13 protein-coding genes and 1 tRNA gene are annotated in these 13,655 nt (G+C 64.5%); 11 read left to right on the top strand and 3 right to left on the bottom strand.

Annotated features, from left to right (window positions below; translation table 11 throughout):
* Positions 1-973 precede the first annotated feature (973 nt).
* The 7 genes from I6F20_RS02270 (at position 974) to I6F20_RS02300 (ending at position 9,384) form a co-directional block, all read left to right on the top strand.
* Complete coding sequence (locus tag I6F20_RS02270; RefSeq protein ID WP_036011137.1) at positions 974-2,131, top strand: thiolase family protein; 1,158 nt, start codon at positions 974-976, stop codon at positions 2,129-2,131.
* Entirely contained in the window at positions 2,131-2,520 is a 390-nt protein-coding gene (locus I6F20_RS02275; protein ID WP_036011139.1) for a Zn-ribbon domain-containing OB-fold protein, read from the top strand. The genes I6F20_RS02270 and I6F20_RS02275 overlap by 1 nt, the downstream gene beginning before the upstream one ends.
* Positions 2,521-2,716: 196 nt before the next feature.
* Complete coding sequence (locus tag I6F20_RS02280) at positions 2,717-3,577, top strand: MaoC family dehydratase (protein WP_225124929.1); 861 nt, start codon at positions 2,717-2,719, stop codon at positions 3,575-3,577.
* Positions 3,578-3,752: 175 nt separating this feature from the next.
* Positions 3,753-4,631 (top strand): SDR family oxidoreductase, encoded by an 879-nt coding sequence (locus I6F20_RS02285; protein WP_057029663.1) that lies wholly within the window; start codon positions 3,753-3,755, stop codon positions 4,629-4,631.
* A gap of 125 nt (positions 4,632-4,756) precedes the next feature.
* Positions 4,757-5,710: a dihydrodipicolinate synthase family protein gene (locus I6F20_RS02290; RefSeq protein WP_036027535.1), complete on the top strand. Its 954-nt coding sequence runs from the start codon at positions 4,757-4,759 to the stop codon at positions 5,708-5,710.
* A 4-nt stretch (positions 5,711-5,714) separates the two neighbouring features.
* The gene (locus I6F20_RS02295) at positions 5,715-6,509 is read left to right on the top strand and encodes an NUDIX hydrolase (protein ID WP_225124931.1); all 795 of its coding nucleotides are present in this window, start codon (positions 5,715-5,717) and stop codon (positions 6,507-6,509) included.
* 187 nt (positions 6,510-6,696) lie between these two features.
* Complete coding sequence (locus I6F20_RS02300) at positions 6,697-9,384, top strand: PAS domain S-box protein (RefSeq protein ID WP_225124933.1); 2,688 nt, start codon at positions 6,697-6,699, stop codon at positions 9,382-9,384.
* Here I6F20_RS02300 and I6F20_RS02305 read toward each other — a convergent pair whose 3' ends face one another.
* A complete protein-coding gene (locus I6F20_RS02305) occupies positions 9,385-9,738 on the bottom strand; it encodes a GrlR family regulatory protein (protein ID WP_036011154.1) in 354 nt (117 codons plus the stop codon).
* Positions 9,739-9,993: 255 nt separating this feature from the next.
* Between I6F20_RS02305 and I6F20_RS02310 the strand changes: the two genes are divergently transcribed.
* The gene (locus tag I6F20_RS02310) at positions 9,994-10,491 is read left to right on the top strand and encodes a hypothetical protein (RefSeq protein WP_036011156.1); all 498 of its coding nucleotides are present in this window, start codon (positions 9,994-9,996) and stop codon (positions 10,489-10,491) included.
* 58 nt (positions 10,492-10,549) lie between these two features.
* Here I6F20_RS02310 and I6F20_RS02315 read toward each other — a convergent pair whose 3' ends face one another.
* The gene (locus tag I6F20_RS02315; RefSeq protein WP_036011159.1) at positions 10,550-10,936 is read right to left on the bottom strand and encodes a VOC family protein; all 387 of its coding nucleotides are present in this window, start codon (positions 10,934-10,936) and stop codon (positions 10,550-10,552) included.
* Positions 10,937-11,117: 181 nt separating this feature from the next.
* Here I6F20_RS02315 and I6F20_RS02320 point away from each other — a divergent pair, with 181 nt between their 5' ends.
* From I6F20_RS02320 to I6F20_RS02330, 3 genes are all read left to right on the top strand, one after another.
* Positions 11,118-11,690 (top strand): hypothetical protein, encoded by a 573-nt coding sequence (locus I6F20_RS02320; RefSeq protein ID WP_036011161.1) that lies wholly within the window; start codon positions 11,118-11,120, stop codon positions 11,688-11,690.
* Between the two features lie 161 nt (positions 11,691-11,851).
* Positions 11,852-12,370, top strand: a complete 519-nt coding sequence (locus I6F20_RS02325; protein ID WP_036011164.1) for a hypothetical protein — start codon at positions 11,852-11,854, stop codon at positions 12,368-12,370.
* 149 nt (positions 12,371-12,519) lie between these two features.
* Positions 12,520-12,596, top strand: a tRNA-Arg gene (locus I6F20_RS02330).
* A gap of 73 nt (positions 12,597-12,669) precedes the next feature.
* Here the strand turns inward: I6F20_RS02330 and I6F20_RS02335 are convergent.
* On the bottom strand, positions 12,670-13,632 hold the full coding sequence (locus I6F20_RS02335; protein WP_225124935.1) for an AraC family transcriptional regulator: 963 nt from the start codon (positions 13,630-13,632) through the stop codon (positions 12,670-12,672).
* Positions 13,633-13,655 lie beyond the last annotated feature (23 nt).

Consider the following 13,655-nt stretch of genomic DNA (forward strand, 5'->3'; position numbering starts at 1 on the left):
TCCCGTAGGGTGGGTTAGTCTTGTGAATGCGCGAAGCGCGTTCGCGAGGCGTAACCCACCGCTTTTGCCGCCGCTGAGAGCGAAGCGGTGGGTTACGCCTTCGGCTAACCCACCCTACGACACCACCCCTAGCACTACACGTCGGGCAAAACATCCACGCCATGGTCAATCCGCGCGCGCAAAAACATTCCGCTTTACCGAAATTCGGAAATATCGTATCCGTCAGCCACCTCATCCCTCTCAGAGGGGCGTATCGCGATCGTCACGAAACGCGGGGTGAGCGGCGGTGGACGCGGGCTGCGTCGCGCGAGTCTTTCGCGCGCACGACGGGCGCGGTCTCGCGTACGGCAAAATCGTGTGGTCCTGACGCCCGGGGTCTGTGCGTCAAGTCTTGCGGGTCTCTCTCGCAAGGCGACGGGGGCAATAGTGCATCGCTCCCCGGGGAGAGCGCGACATAAGCCGTAAAGCCACTGCGCAGGGAAGGCCGGATGTTGGGCTTCACCTGTATGCCGCTGTGCATCTGTTTTTCGCGCAATTCGCGCACAGCGGACCGTGGGTGCCCAGCCGGCACCCGGTCTTCCCTGCGCCCTCTGTCTTCGGAGGGAGCAAGACGGGAGCAAAACTCGGGCGAGATGTGCCGCGAGGATGCGGGCGTGTGTCTGCGAGCGAGTCTTGAGTTGAAGCAGCGCCATCAGTGGCAACAAACTCCGTCATTGCGAGCGTAGCGAAGCAATCCAGAATTCCTCAATGGAGGGGCTCTGGATTGCTTCATCGCAAGGGCTCCTCGCAATGACGACGCGGCGGGCAGGTTCGCTTGCTATCTAGGGCGGATTTTCGGATGTGCTCCCCTTGCGCCAATCCGCTACCCTCTCGCGGGGCGGAATATTTCCGCGCTTGCCAATCAGCCCGGTGCGGTTCAGAAAAAAGAGCCAAAAAAAGAGCCACGAACGAGACGCGAGCGGAGACTGAAGTTTTGACCATCAAGGGCAAGGCCTACATTGCCGGGATCTACGAACACCCGACCCGGCATGCGCCGGACAAATCCACCGCCCAGCTCCACGCCGAGGTCGCCAAGGGCGCGATCGAGGATGCCGGGATCAGCAAGGATGATATCGACGGCTATTTCTGTGCGGGCGACGCGCCCGGCGGCGCCTGGCCGATGGTCGATTATCTCGGCCTGAACACCAAGAAGCTTCGCCACATTGATTCCACCGAGACCGGTGGCTGCTCCTACATCATCCATCTCGGCCATGCCGCCGAGGCGATCGCCGCGGGCAAATGCTCGATCGCGCTCGTGACGCTCGCCGGCAAGCCGCGCACCGGCGCGATGCCGCCGCGCGCTTCCGGCGCCGAGGTCGATTTCGAAACCGCTTACGGGGCGACCACGCACAATGCCTATGGCATGTGTGCCATGCGCCACATGCACGACTATGGCACCACCTCCGAGCAGCTCGCCTGGATCAAGGTCGCGGCCTCGCATCACGCGCAGTACAATCCACATGCGATGCTCAAGGACGTCGTCACTGTCGAGGACGTCCTGAACTCGCCGATGATCTCCGATCCCCTGCATCGCATGGATTGCTGCGTCGTCTCCGACGGCGGCGGCGCGCTGATCGTGACGACGCCGGAGATTGCCAAGAGCCTGAAGAAGCCGCTGGTGCGCCTGATCGGCCATGGCGAGGCGATGAAGGGCCCGCGCGGCGGCAAGGATCTCGACCTCACTTACTCCGCCGGCGTCTGGTCCGGTCCGCGTGCGTTCGAGGAAGCCGGCATCACGCCGAAGGACATCAAATACGCCTCGATCTATGACAGCTTCACCATCACCGTGCTGATGCAGCTCGAAGACCTCGGTTTCTGCAAGAAGGGCGAGGGCGGCAAGTTCGTCGCCGACGGCAACCTGATCTCGGGCGTCGGCAAGCTGCCGTTCAACACCGATGGTGGCGGCCTCTGCAGCAACCACCCCGTCAACCGCGGCGGCATGACCAAGATCCTCGAGGCCGTCAGGCAGCTGCGCGGCGAGGCGCATCCGAAGGTGCAGGTCAAGAATTGCGATCTCGCCATCGCCCACGGCACCGGCGGCCTCCTCGGCGTCCGCCACGCCGCCTCGACCGCCATTCTGGAGCGCGTGTGATGAGCGAAGTGAAAAAGTATCCGGCCCCGGTGACGAATCCCGAGACATCAGCGTTCTGGGACGCCGCGAAAGAGGGCAAGTTCATGATCAAGCGCTGCACCGCCTGCGGCGAAGCGCATTACTTCCCGCGCTCGATCTGCCCGTTCTGCTACTCCGACAAGACGGTGTGGGAGCAGGCCTCGGGCGAGGGCACGATCTACACCTACAGCTTGATGCGGAAATCGCCGACCGGTCCTTACGCCATCGGCTACGTCACGCTGAAGGAGGGGCCATCGGTGCAGACCAATTTCGTCGACTGCGATCTGGAGAAGCTCAAGATCGGTCAGAAGGTGAAGGTGGTGTTCAAGCCGACCGACGGCGCCCCGCTGCCGTTCTTCACGGTGGCTTGATTGCTTTCTTCCTTCCCCCTTGCGGGGGAAGGTGGCGCGAAGCGCCGGATGAGGGGTTCTCTCCACGGAGAGAATCTTCAACGTGGAAGCAACCCCTCACCCAAACGCGTATGTGGCCGGCACCTCGGAGCCCTCTCCCGCAAGGGGAGAGGGCGCATCAGTAAGCGCCGGTGAAATCCCGGGAGAAACCAGAAGAATGTCCGCCAGATACGAAGAGCTCAAAGGCCTGAAAAATCTCGGCCAGAAATACGCCTACACCGATCGCGAAGTCATGCTCTACGCCTACGGCATCGGCCTCGGTGCCGATCCCATGGACGAGAACGAACTCGCCTTCGTCAACGAGGGCACGTTCACGCCGCGGCCGCTGAAGGTGGTGCCGACCTTCGCCTCTGTCGCGGCCTGGGGCTCGGGCCCGGGCGAGATGAATCTCAACCGCGTCATGGTGGTCGACGGCGAACGGGACATCACCTTCCACCAGTCGCTGCCGGTCGCCGCCAACATCACCGCCGACTCCTCGGTGCTCGAAGTCTACGACAAGGGCAAGGACAAGGGCGTGGTCATCGTTCACCAGACCGTGCTGAAGAACGAGAAGGGCGAGAAGCTGGCAACGCTGGTCGCCTCGCGCTTTGCCCGCGGCGATGGCGGCTTCGGCGGGCCGAACCTGACCCAGCCCGATCCGCACAAAATCCCATCGCGCGAGCCGGACAAGACCATCGACATCACCACGCGCCCCGACCAGGCGCTGGTCTATCGCCTCTGCGGCGACCGCAACCCGCTGCACTCCGATCCCGAGTTCGCCAAGAAAGCCGGCTTCCCGCGTCCGATCCTGCACGGCATGTGCACCTACGGCATCACCTGCCGCGGCGTGCTCCAGACCTATGCCGACTACGATGCGAGCGCCTTCCGTCAGCACGTCGCGCGGTTCTCCTCGCCGGTCTATCCCGGCGAGACCGTGACCATGGACCTCTGGAAGGACGGCAACGTGATCTCGTTCGAAGCCAAGGTGAAGTCGCGCGGGGTGACGGTGATCAAGAACGGCAAGACGGTGCTGGGTTAGTGGGCACCGGCGTTTCACTCCCTCGCCCCGCTTGCGGGGAGAGGGTGGGGTGAGGGGCTCTCACCACGAGTCGGGACGGTATTGAGACCTGTACCCCCTCACCCGATCGCTACGCGATCGACCTCTCCCCGCAAGCGGGGAGAGGTGGAAGAAAAACAAACAGGGAGACGCCACCATGGGACTACTCGACGGCAAGGTCGCGCTGATCACCGGCGCGGGCGGCGGGCTCGGTGAGGCCTACGCAAAGCTGTTCGCGCGGGAAGGGGCCTCGGTCGTGGTCAACGATCTCGGCGGTCCCCGCGACGGCTCCGGCGCCGACAAGTCCATGGCGCAGCAGGTCGTGGACGCGATCAGGGCCCAGGGCGGCAAGGCGGTCGCGAACGGTGCCGACATCTCCACCATGGAAGGCGGCCAGTCGGTGTTCGACGACGCCATCAAGCACTTTGGCCGCGCCGACATCCTGGTCAACAATGCCGGCATTTTGCGCGACCAGACCTTTCACAAGGCCAGCGAGGCCGACTGGGACAAGGTCATCAAGGTCCATCTGAAGGGCACCTTTTGTTGCACCATGCCGGTGTTTCGCTGGATGCGGGAAAACGGCGGCGGCGTCATCGTCAACACCTCCTCGACATCAGGGCTGATCGGCAATTTCGGCCAGACCAATTACGGCGCGGCCAAGGGCGGCATCTGGGGCCTGTCCAACGTGCTCGCGATCGAGGGCCGCAAGTACAACATCCGGATCTGGACGCTGGCCCCGGGCGCCCTGACCCGCATGACCGCAGACCTGCCCCGCTATAAGGAGAACCCCGGCGCCGCGCTCGGGCCGGACGGCATCGCGCCGGCCGTGCTATACATGGTCAGCGATTTGTCGGGCGACCAGACCGGCAAGGTGCTGGGCGTGTCCGGGCCCCGCGGCGTGCGCGAAATGCGGATGATGGAAATGGAAGGCTGGAAGCCGCCGCACTCGGGCTGGAACGCCCAGGACATTGTCGATCATGCCAAGGAGATCTTCTTCTCCGAGGAGCAGATCAAGATGGGGGCACGGCGGTTTTAGAAGGCCGTCATCTCGGGGCACGCGAAGCGTGAGCCCGGGATCCATACTCCGGATCGTGGTTATGGATTCCGGGCTCGCGATTGCGTCGCGCCCCGGAATGACAGATTAGAGAAAGACGAGGACCGATGAAACTCACCGCCGACGCCAAGGGCACCTTCGCAATCGCGCCGACGCCGTTCCACGACGACGGCCGGATCGACGAGCGCTCGATCGACCGCCTGACCGATTTCTACGAGGAGGTCGGCTGCGACGGCGTCACGGTGCTGGGCATTCTTGGTGAAGCCCCCAAGCTTGATGCCGTCGAGGCCGAGCAGGTCGCGGTGCGCTACGTCAAGCGCGCCAAGAAGATGCAGGTGATCGTCGGCGTCTCCGCGCCGGGCTTTGCCACCATGCGTTCGCTGGCCAAGGCTTCGATGGATGCGGGCGCGGCCGGCGTCATGATCGCGCCGCCGCCCTCGCTTCGCACCGACGACCAGATCATCGGCTATTTCAAGCAGGCGGCGGAAGCCATCGGCCCTGATGTGCCCTGGGTGCTGCAGGACTATCCGCTGACCTTGCAGGTGGTGTTCACCCCCGCCGTGATCCGCAAGATCGTCATGGACAATCCGAACTGCGTGATGCTCAAGCACGAGGACTGGCCGGGCCTGGAGAAGATCTCGACACTACGCGGCTTCCAGAAGGACGGCTCGCTCCGTCCGCTCTCGATCCTCTGCGGCAATGGCGGCACCTTCCTGGACTTCGAGATGGAGCGCGGCGCCGACGGCGCCATGACCGGCTATGCCTTCCCGGAGCTCCTGATCGACGTCGTGAACCTCTCCAAGGCCGGCAAGCGCGACGCGGCACATGACATCTTCGACGCGCATCTGCCGCTGATCCGCTACGAGCAACAGCCCGGCGTCGGCCTCACCGTGCGCAAATACGTGCTGCAGAAGCGTGGTATCATCGCTTCCAGCGCGCAGCGCAAGCCCGGTGCGACGATGACGGCGACGGCGAAGGCCGAGGTCGACTATCTCTTGTCGCGGGTCGCCCGTTTCGACAAGCGCGCCAATCTCGGCCCGCAATCCAGCGCCGCAGGCTAGTTGCATGGCCGAGACATCAGCATCACGCCCGGCCTCGACGATCCTCCTGCTGCGCGACGGCACTAAGGAAATCGAAGTCTTCATGATGGTCCGCCATCATCAGATCGAGTTCAACTCGGGCGCGCTGGTGTTTCCCGGCGGCAGCGTCGATGCCGGCGACAAGGAGATCGTCGCCCGCGCTGATCTGTATTCGGGCGGAGAGGGCCTGAGCGAATCGGACCGCGGTTTTCGGATCGCCGCAATCCGCGAGACTTTTGAGGAAAGCGGCATCCTGCTGGCGCGGTCGAAGCAGACTGGCCAACCGGTCGATGCCAACCGCGCTGGCGAGATCGCCGACGCGCACCGCGTCGCCCTCAACGAGCACAAGATCAGCTTCCTGAAGATCCTCGACGACAACGGCCTCCAGCTCGCGCTCGACACGCTGGTGCCCTACGCGCACTGGATCACGCCGGAGGGCATGCCGAAGCGCTTCGACACCTGGTTCTTCCTCGCCGCCGCACCGCCCGACCAGCTCGGCGCCCATGACGGTCGAGAATCCACTGATTCGATCTGGATCACGCCGCGCGAGGCGGTGGAGGGCGGAGAGAGCGGCCGCTTCAAGCTGCCGTTCCCGACCACGCGCAACCTGATCCGGCTCGCCAAGCAGGGAAGCGTGAGCGCGGCGCTGGAGCACGCCCGCGGCCTCTCGATCGTTACGGTGATGCCGGTGATGACCAAAACCGAAACCGGCCGTCAGCTCCGCATCCCCCGCGAGGCCGGCTATGACGGCGAGGTGTTCGAGGTCGGCCCCGTCGGCTAGCACACTTCGACAGGCGGCGAAGTATCGATGAATCCCGGCGCGCGGGGCAGCCAGCGTCAAACTGTCGTAAAGCTGAAGCGGGCGGCAAGTCCTGATATTAACGATATTCCGCGTCCCGAGGCATGTTCCCCCCGGGCAGGAATACGTCGTATATTGGACCTCCAGCAGTCCGGTCCTCAAACCACCAATGTCCGCCGAATTGACGCCGCCCCCTGAGAAAAGGCGAACCTTCTCGCTCTCCATCGGCCAGCTCACCTTCGGTAGCTTCCTGTTGGTGCTGGCGGTGATCATTGTCACCTCGACTGCGAGCGTGATTGCGATCCGGCACATCGATTCGACCTTCGCCGAGCTGCAGCGGCTGCAGAGCGTCGGTGACCTCGCCGAGGACATCGATCGCCGCATGAACGAACTGCGTCTTGCCGCGCGCGACTTCGTCACAGATCCCGGTGCCGGCATCCAGTTCCAGCAGGTCGGCGAGGCGGCCTCGACGCTCAGCGACATCCTGAAGAAGACCCGCATCGAGCTCGCGCCCGAGCAGCAGGACATGCTCGACGGGGTCACCGAGCGGCTCGCAACCTATCGCTCCGGCCTCGAGCGGATCTCCACGCTGATCGACCGCCGCGCCCAGCTGCTCGCCGGACTGCCGCCGCTGCGCGAACAATTCGACGCAGCGGTTGAAGGCACCGCGGACCGCGAGCTGGCGTCCCGCCTGTCCGAGGCACAGGGCCGGATCGCGATCGGGCTGCTCGCGCGCAACCCGTCCGCAGCCGAGCAGGCTGCACAGGGAATGCGGGGGCTCGATATTGCCGATGCCAAGCTGAACTCGGCGGTGAACGACTATGCCGAGGCGATCATGGCCGTCGCCGTCCGCGAGCGGCAGATCGCCGACATCGATCGCGAGGTGCTGGGAACGGAAGGACGGCTGATCGGCCGCGTCACCGAATTGCTGCGCGAGGTCAGCTCCCGGCGCGGTCACGTGCTGTCGCGCGACTTCGCCCGGACACTGACCGAGGCGCGATGGCAGAGCATCGTGCTCGGCACGGTCGGCGTGCTGATCGGCATCGGCGCTGCCTGGTTCGTGGTGCGCAGGACGGTGCGTCCGCTCGCCCAGATCGCGCGATCCATTCGCGCGCTCGCCGCCGGCCGGAAAGACGTCTCAATTCCGTCCGCCGACCTTGGCAACGAGATCGGCGACATTGCGCGGGCGGCCGAAGTGTTTCGCCGCGCGCTGGAGGAGGCCGACACCGCGCGCGAGGCGGCGGTGCGCGCGCTCACCGAGCAGCGGCTCGCCGAGGAGAGCTATCGAAAACTGTTCGAAGGCTCCATCGACGGCATCTACGTGACGACCCCGGCCGGTGACCTCCTCAACGCCAATCCCGCGCTGGCGCGCATGATGGGCTACGACAGCCCGCAGCAGCTGATCGACAGCATCAGCGACATCGCCCACACGATCTACGTCCACCCCGAGGCGCGCGCCGAATACCAGCGGCTGATGGCGCGCGACGGCATGGTGCGCGAGTTCGAGTATCAGGTGCGCCAGCGCAGCGGCGACATCCTCTGGCTCTCCGACAGCGCCACGGGCGTGCGAGACGAAGCGGGCAACATCATCCGCTACGAGGGCACGCTGCGCGACATCACCGACCAGAAGCGGGCGGAGGAAGCCATCGCCGAAGGCCGGCGCCTGCTCCAGCAGGTCATCGACACCGTGCCGGCGGTGATCAACGTCAAGGATCGCAATCTGCGCTACGTGCTGATGAACCGCTACATGGCCGGCATCTTCGGCATCGAGCCCGGCGAGGCGCTCGGCCGCACCACGGCCGACCTGATGTCGCGCTACGGCGCATCCAAGTCCGACGAGAGCGACAAGCGGGTGCTCAAGCTTCGAAAAGGTCTCGGTTTCTACGAGGAGGAGTATCAGGACGCCTCCGGCAACATGCGGCAATGGCTGGTCAACAAGTTGCCGCTGCTCGACGCCGAGGGCGAGATCGAGCGGATCGTGACCGTTGCGCTCGATATCGGCGAGCGCAAGCGGGGCGAGCAGGAGATGCGCAAGGCCAAGGAAGCCGCCGAAACCGCGCTGCGCAATCTCCGCGAGACCCAGGCCTCCCTGATCGAGGCCGAGAAGCTGGCCGCGCTCGGGCGCCTCGTCGCCGGCGTCGCCCACGAGGTCAACAATCCCGTCGGCATCAGTCTCACCGTCGCCTCCGCGCTGGAGCGCAAGACCGCCATGTTCACCGCCGAAGTCGAGCGCGGCGAGCTGCGCCGCTCCACGCTCAACGACTTCCTCAGCACCAGCCGCGATGCTTCCTCGCAGCTCGTCTCCAATCTCAACCGCGCCGCCGAGCTGATCCAGTCGTTCAAGCAGGTCGCCGCCGACCGCAACTATTCGGATCAGCGTACTTTCGATCTCGGCGACCTCACCGAGCAGGTGGTGATGAGCCTGCGGCCGGGCCTGCGTAAGCACAATCTGACGCTCAACGTCGAGTGTCAGCCGGACCTGACCATGAACAGCTATCCCGGCCCGTACGGCCAGGTGCTGACCAATCTGTTTCTGAACTCGGTGGCGCACGCCTTCCCGGACGGCCGGCCCGGGACGATCGAGATCCAGGTGCGCGAGTCCGGCAAGGACAACGTCGAGATCATCTTCTCCGACAATGGCTGCGGGATGTCGCTCGACGTCCGTCGCCGCGCCTTCGATCCGTTTTTCACCACGCGGCGCGACCAAGGCGGCACCGGCCTCGGGCTGCACATCGTCTACAGCATCGTCACCAACCGGCTCGGTGGCCGGCTCGATCTCGATTCCGAACCGGGTGGCGGTACGCGCATCCAGATGATCCTGCCGCGTGTGGCGCCGCTCGAACAGGCCGCGGAATAGCTAATCGACGTCTGCAAGCTTGTGCAGCGTCGCGCCGAAGATCTGGCTGGCCTTGCCGACCAGCGCGGTGCCGGTCATCTGTCCGCGCGTGTCCGTGAACGTGCCGGTGACGCCGATGCCGACCGGGGCAGGGCCGCCGAACAGCGGATTGTCATCGCCTCGAGGCGAGGTGTGCCGTTGCACCAACACCTCGCCCTTGAAGCTGTTGTTGTCCTTCACCGTGTAGCTGCCGGTGTAATACAGGTAGGCATCGCCGCCGAGAATCTTGCCGTCGCGGAAGAGAATCACGCCGCTGCCCTTGCCGACTCGACCATCGAGCAGGGTGACGTGAATTGAATAGAGGCCGTTTTTCATAACGTCCCGTAGGCCGGCCGCCATCGCCCAATGGCGCAACCGGTCCCGCTTTTATGCCAAAGCCCATCCCTCCGCGCAACGAGGCAGTTTGCCGGCCGGTCGCGGCGGCCTGCGAGCCGTAGTTGTTCCGGCTTGTCCATGACACCGTCATGACGCTCTGATGGTGAGGCGAGGCCCGACGTTGCGAATCAGAGTTGGCCCGCGAAATGCATAACCATTGTTGCACTGGCCGCGGGGTGCTGGAGCAAGACGAACGTGACCAACTGGATCGATTCCGGCGGCGATGAGCCGCGTCTGTACGGTGCGCGTCCCACGAATTGCAAAAGCGAACAACGGCGGATTGGCGATGCGATACGCCGGGCAAACCTCACGAGGCTGGCGCCCGCGTTGGCTTTGATCGCGCTCGCAGCCCCCTCGGGGCACGCGCGCGACCGCGGGCAGTTCGCCAACACCAATCCCGAATTGAAGGCTTGGTTCGACAGTCTGCGCAGCGGCGAGGGGCCCTGCTGTTCCGATGCCGATGGTTCGGCGCTCTCGGACTCCGACTGGGACAGCAAGGACGGGCATTATCGCGTCCGCGTCCCGCGCTATGGCTATGCGCTCGATGGCCAGCAGCAGGAGCTCGTCTGGGTCGACGTGCCCGCGGAGGCCGTGATCTCGGAGCCGAACCGGGTGGGACGCACCATGGTCTGGCCGATCTACGGCTACATGGGTGTCACCATCCGCTGCTTTATGCCCGGTAGCATGACTTAGCCTTCGGGCGTGACGTCGTCGCCGGCTCGGTGCCTGGACGGCGGGGCGCCCCGTCGCGTCAGGTATATTTCTTGTCGCGCTCGAGCAGCTCGATCGAGATGCCTTCGGGCCCGCGGATGAAGCAGATGCGTACGCCGGGACGAATGGTCGTCGGCTCGCGCGTGAACGTGACACCCTTGGCCTTGATCTCGGCGGCGACCGCGTCGATGTCCTTCACCGTCAAGCCGAAATGGTCGAGGCCCTGATGCGGGTGCGGAGGTGGCGGGCTGACGGCGCTGTCGCCCTCGAGTGGCGCGATGAAGATCCTGGCTCCGCCGAGGTTCACGTCGATTCGTCCCGGCGCGCGCACGATCTCGCCACCAAGGATGTCCTGCAGCCAGGCCGCGGTGGCCTCCGGATCGGGGCTGCGCAGATGGACGTGATCCCAAGCGACGGCGAACGGCATTTCATAATCTCCCAACGGGTCTTTTCGATGCTATGGCGCATGCTAGCAGTATCGCCGGTGGCCACCACCGCCGTTGCCGACTCGCATGACGTTGGGGGAACCTTAGTTCGTCGCCCGAATTAAGGTAAGCTGTGACTAAATCCATCTTCGATGGTGCTGCGGTCGCGATCGGTGTGCAACCATGAATGCGAGGCTCGACCGACTCGGATTGGGGCGCTTGGCCGGCACCGGCGAACGACTGGCGCGGGCGGTGACGATTGCGAGCGTCTCATTTGGCCGAAGCCTTCTATGGCTGCTGGCGGCAATCATCGTCGGTTGCGGCATTTGGATGCTGCTACCTCTCTCCAAGGGCAACAGTGCTGAGCCGGTGAGGCCTGAGCTGGCGGCTGTTGAAGCGCCTCCCTCCGGCGATGCGTCCAAAGTAGCCTCGCCAGTGTCCGAAGCTCAGGTGCCGGCGACAGCAGAACTTGGTCGTCTCAGGATTTCATCACAGACCTGGCGTCGCGGCGGCCTCGGCTCCAAAGCCCTGGTGACGTTCACGCTGCGAAACGACAACGACTATGCCGTAAAGGATGTCGAGATCGTCTGCGCCTTCACGCGGCGCGATGGAAGTCATCTGACCGACCGCAGCCGCGTGCTGGCGGATCCGGTCAGCATGAAGAGCCGCAAGACCTTTGTGCGTATCCCGATCGGCTTCGTTAACGTGAATGCCGATCAGGCAAAATGTTCCCCGGTTGCAGCACGCCGTGCTTGAAGGCGACTTGTCCCGGTAGCTGAAAAGTTACCTTCTGCGGTCCTTGGCCGAAAACTATGCATCACCATTTGAACCGAACGGCTGGGCCAGGAACCAATTGGAAGATCGCCTGTTGAGGCGAGCAGAGCCCACGCGGGGATGCGGGGGGCGGAGCGCGGCCAATGCCCATCTTTAGGTATTTCATCTTTGTCGGTGGAGCTTTGCTCACACTGCTGTTCGCGGCGGATTTCGTTTTCCCGGCGGCGCCCGTAGCGCAGGCCGTCGCGACCGCAAGCAACGACCAGCCGCTGATCCGAATCCGGTCCGACCGCCATCTGCCTGAGCGCGTCGTCCTCGACACCAGCCAGCCGACGATTGTCGCACCCGCGGTTCAGACTGCCGCAGTTGCGGCTCCCCAGCCACCGGTACAGGAGAGCCTGTCGCCGGCTTTGGCCGAGATGTCTGCCAAGACGCGGGTGCGCGAGACCTTCGCCCAGTTCACGCCAGAGCCGAGGGCCGGGACCGCCGCAGCGAGGAAGTCCGACGCGGGCCAGCCCCAGACGTTCCAGGCCCAAGCGTCTCCTGTCCAGGCTCAGCCCAAGCGTAAGATCGTCAGGACGCAACCGGCGCATCAGCCGGGCCGCCCCATGATGCTGGTCGCTCAGCAGCCGCATTTCGGCCTCTTCAACACGACCTGGTAACAGCGCCTTCGGCTGCCTCGATCGAGGTGGGAAGGGCTTTTTATTGGCCGGCCTCTCTGCTAATTCGAACCAATCCGACCGCCGTCGGGTGTACTGGCTCCTCGCCAGTGCCGGCCGGCGGATCTCGGTGGCCCGCTACTCGGGCCAGGGCGCTCGTAGCTCAGCTGGATAGAGCATCGGATTTCGATTCCGAGGGTCGGAGGTTCGAATCCTTCCGAGCGCGCCAGTCCTCTTTGTTCCATATATGTTCTAAAGCGGCGAGGATGCCGGGTCACCGCCGCGAGGGCCTGCGGCGTCCATCAGCCTGCCGGGACACCGCTTTGCCGGCCGCGTGCCAGCGTGTCGGAGGGCGCCTCGTGGAAGATCGCGCGGTAGGCTGCGGTAAATTCGCCGAGATGATGGAAGCCTTGGGCACGTGCGCAGGTGGCCACGGTGACGCCACCCTTGAGGAGGCGGGCGCGGGTCGCCCACAGCCTCTTCAGGCGAATGTACTGGTGCAGGCTCATGCCCCGCACCTTGCTGACGGCGCCGCCGAGCGTACGGATCGAGACGTCGAACTCGCGGGCGAGATCGGCTGTATAGATCGGCGCGGTCGGATAGGTAGCGACGTAGTCGTCGATGCGCTGCACGAGCTTGATCGCCCGCTCGCTGTGGACCGAGGTGCTCCGATCCGACGTCGAATCGATTCGAAACAAATCGTCGAGCGCGAGCAGCAGGCCTTCCTGCAGATGGGCCGCAACCTCGGTCGTCTCGAACAGGTCTGGCTGCACTGACGCGGTGCGCAGGATGTCGAGCAGGAGCTGTCGGGTGTGGAGCAGGGCGGGCCGGTTCGCGACATGGGCGCGCAAATGGTCGGCGCGGTCGAACCAGCCCCGGTCTCTCAGCTCGGGGGAGAAGATGATCATGGCGTGATGATTGGTCCGGGGCTCGACGAAATGGCACTCATCGTTGCCGTGGAGGGCAGCGAAGAAGCGGGCGTCGAGATCCACACCTTTGAAGTTGACCTGAAGATCGTCGCTCATCGACAGGATCACCATCCCGCTCGACATGCGATAAGCGGTATCTAGGATCCGCGCGAACGATCTCATCACGATGATGCGGCACGCCGGCAGGGAGACGATGGCTCGGGCCGCCGCGAAGTTCGGGATGTCGAGCGGAATGCTCCTCGCATCCTCCATCGTCTCAATCGGCCGAAACGCATCGACATCGGAGAAGCCGATCAGTTGAAGGGCAGAGGAGGGAGCGAGGTCGTCGAACAACATGATTCTGGCCGGCCGCTGAAATG

Source organism: Bradyrhizobium sp. IC3123, assembly GCF_020193625.1.
In the GTDB taxonomy this organism is placed as follows: domain Bacteria; phylum Pseudomonadota; class Alphaproteobacteria; order Rhizobiales; family Xanthobacteraceae; genus Bradyrhizobium; species Bradyrhizobium yuanmingense.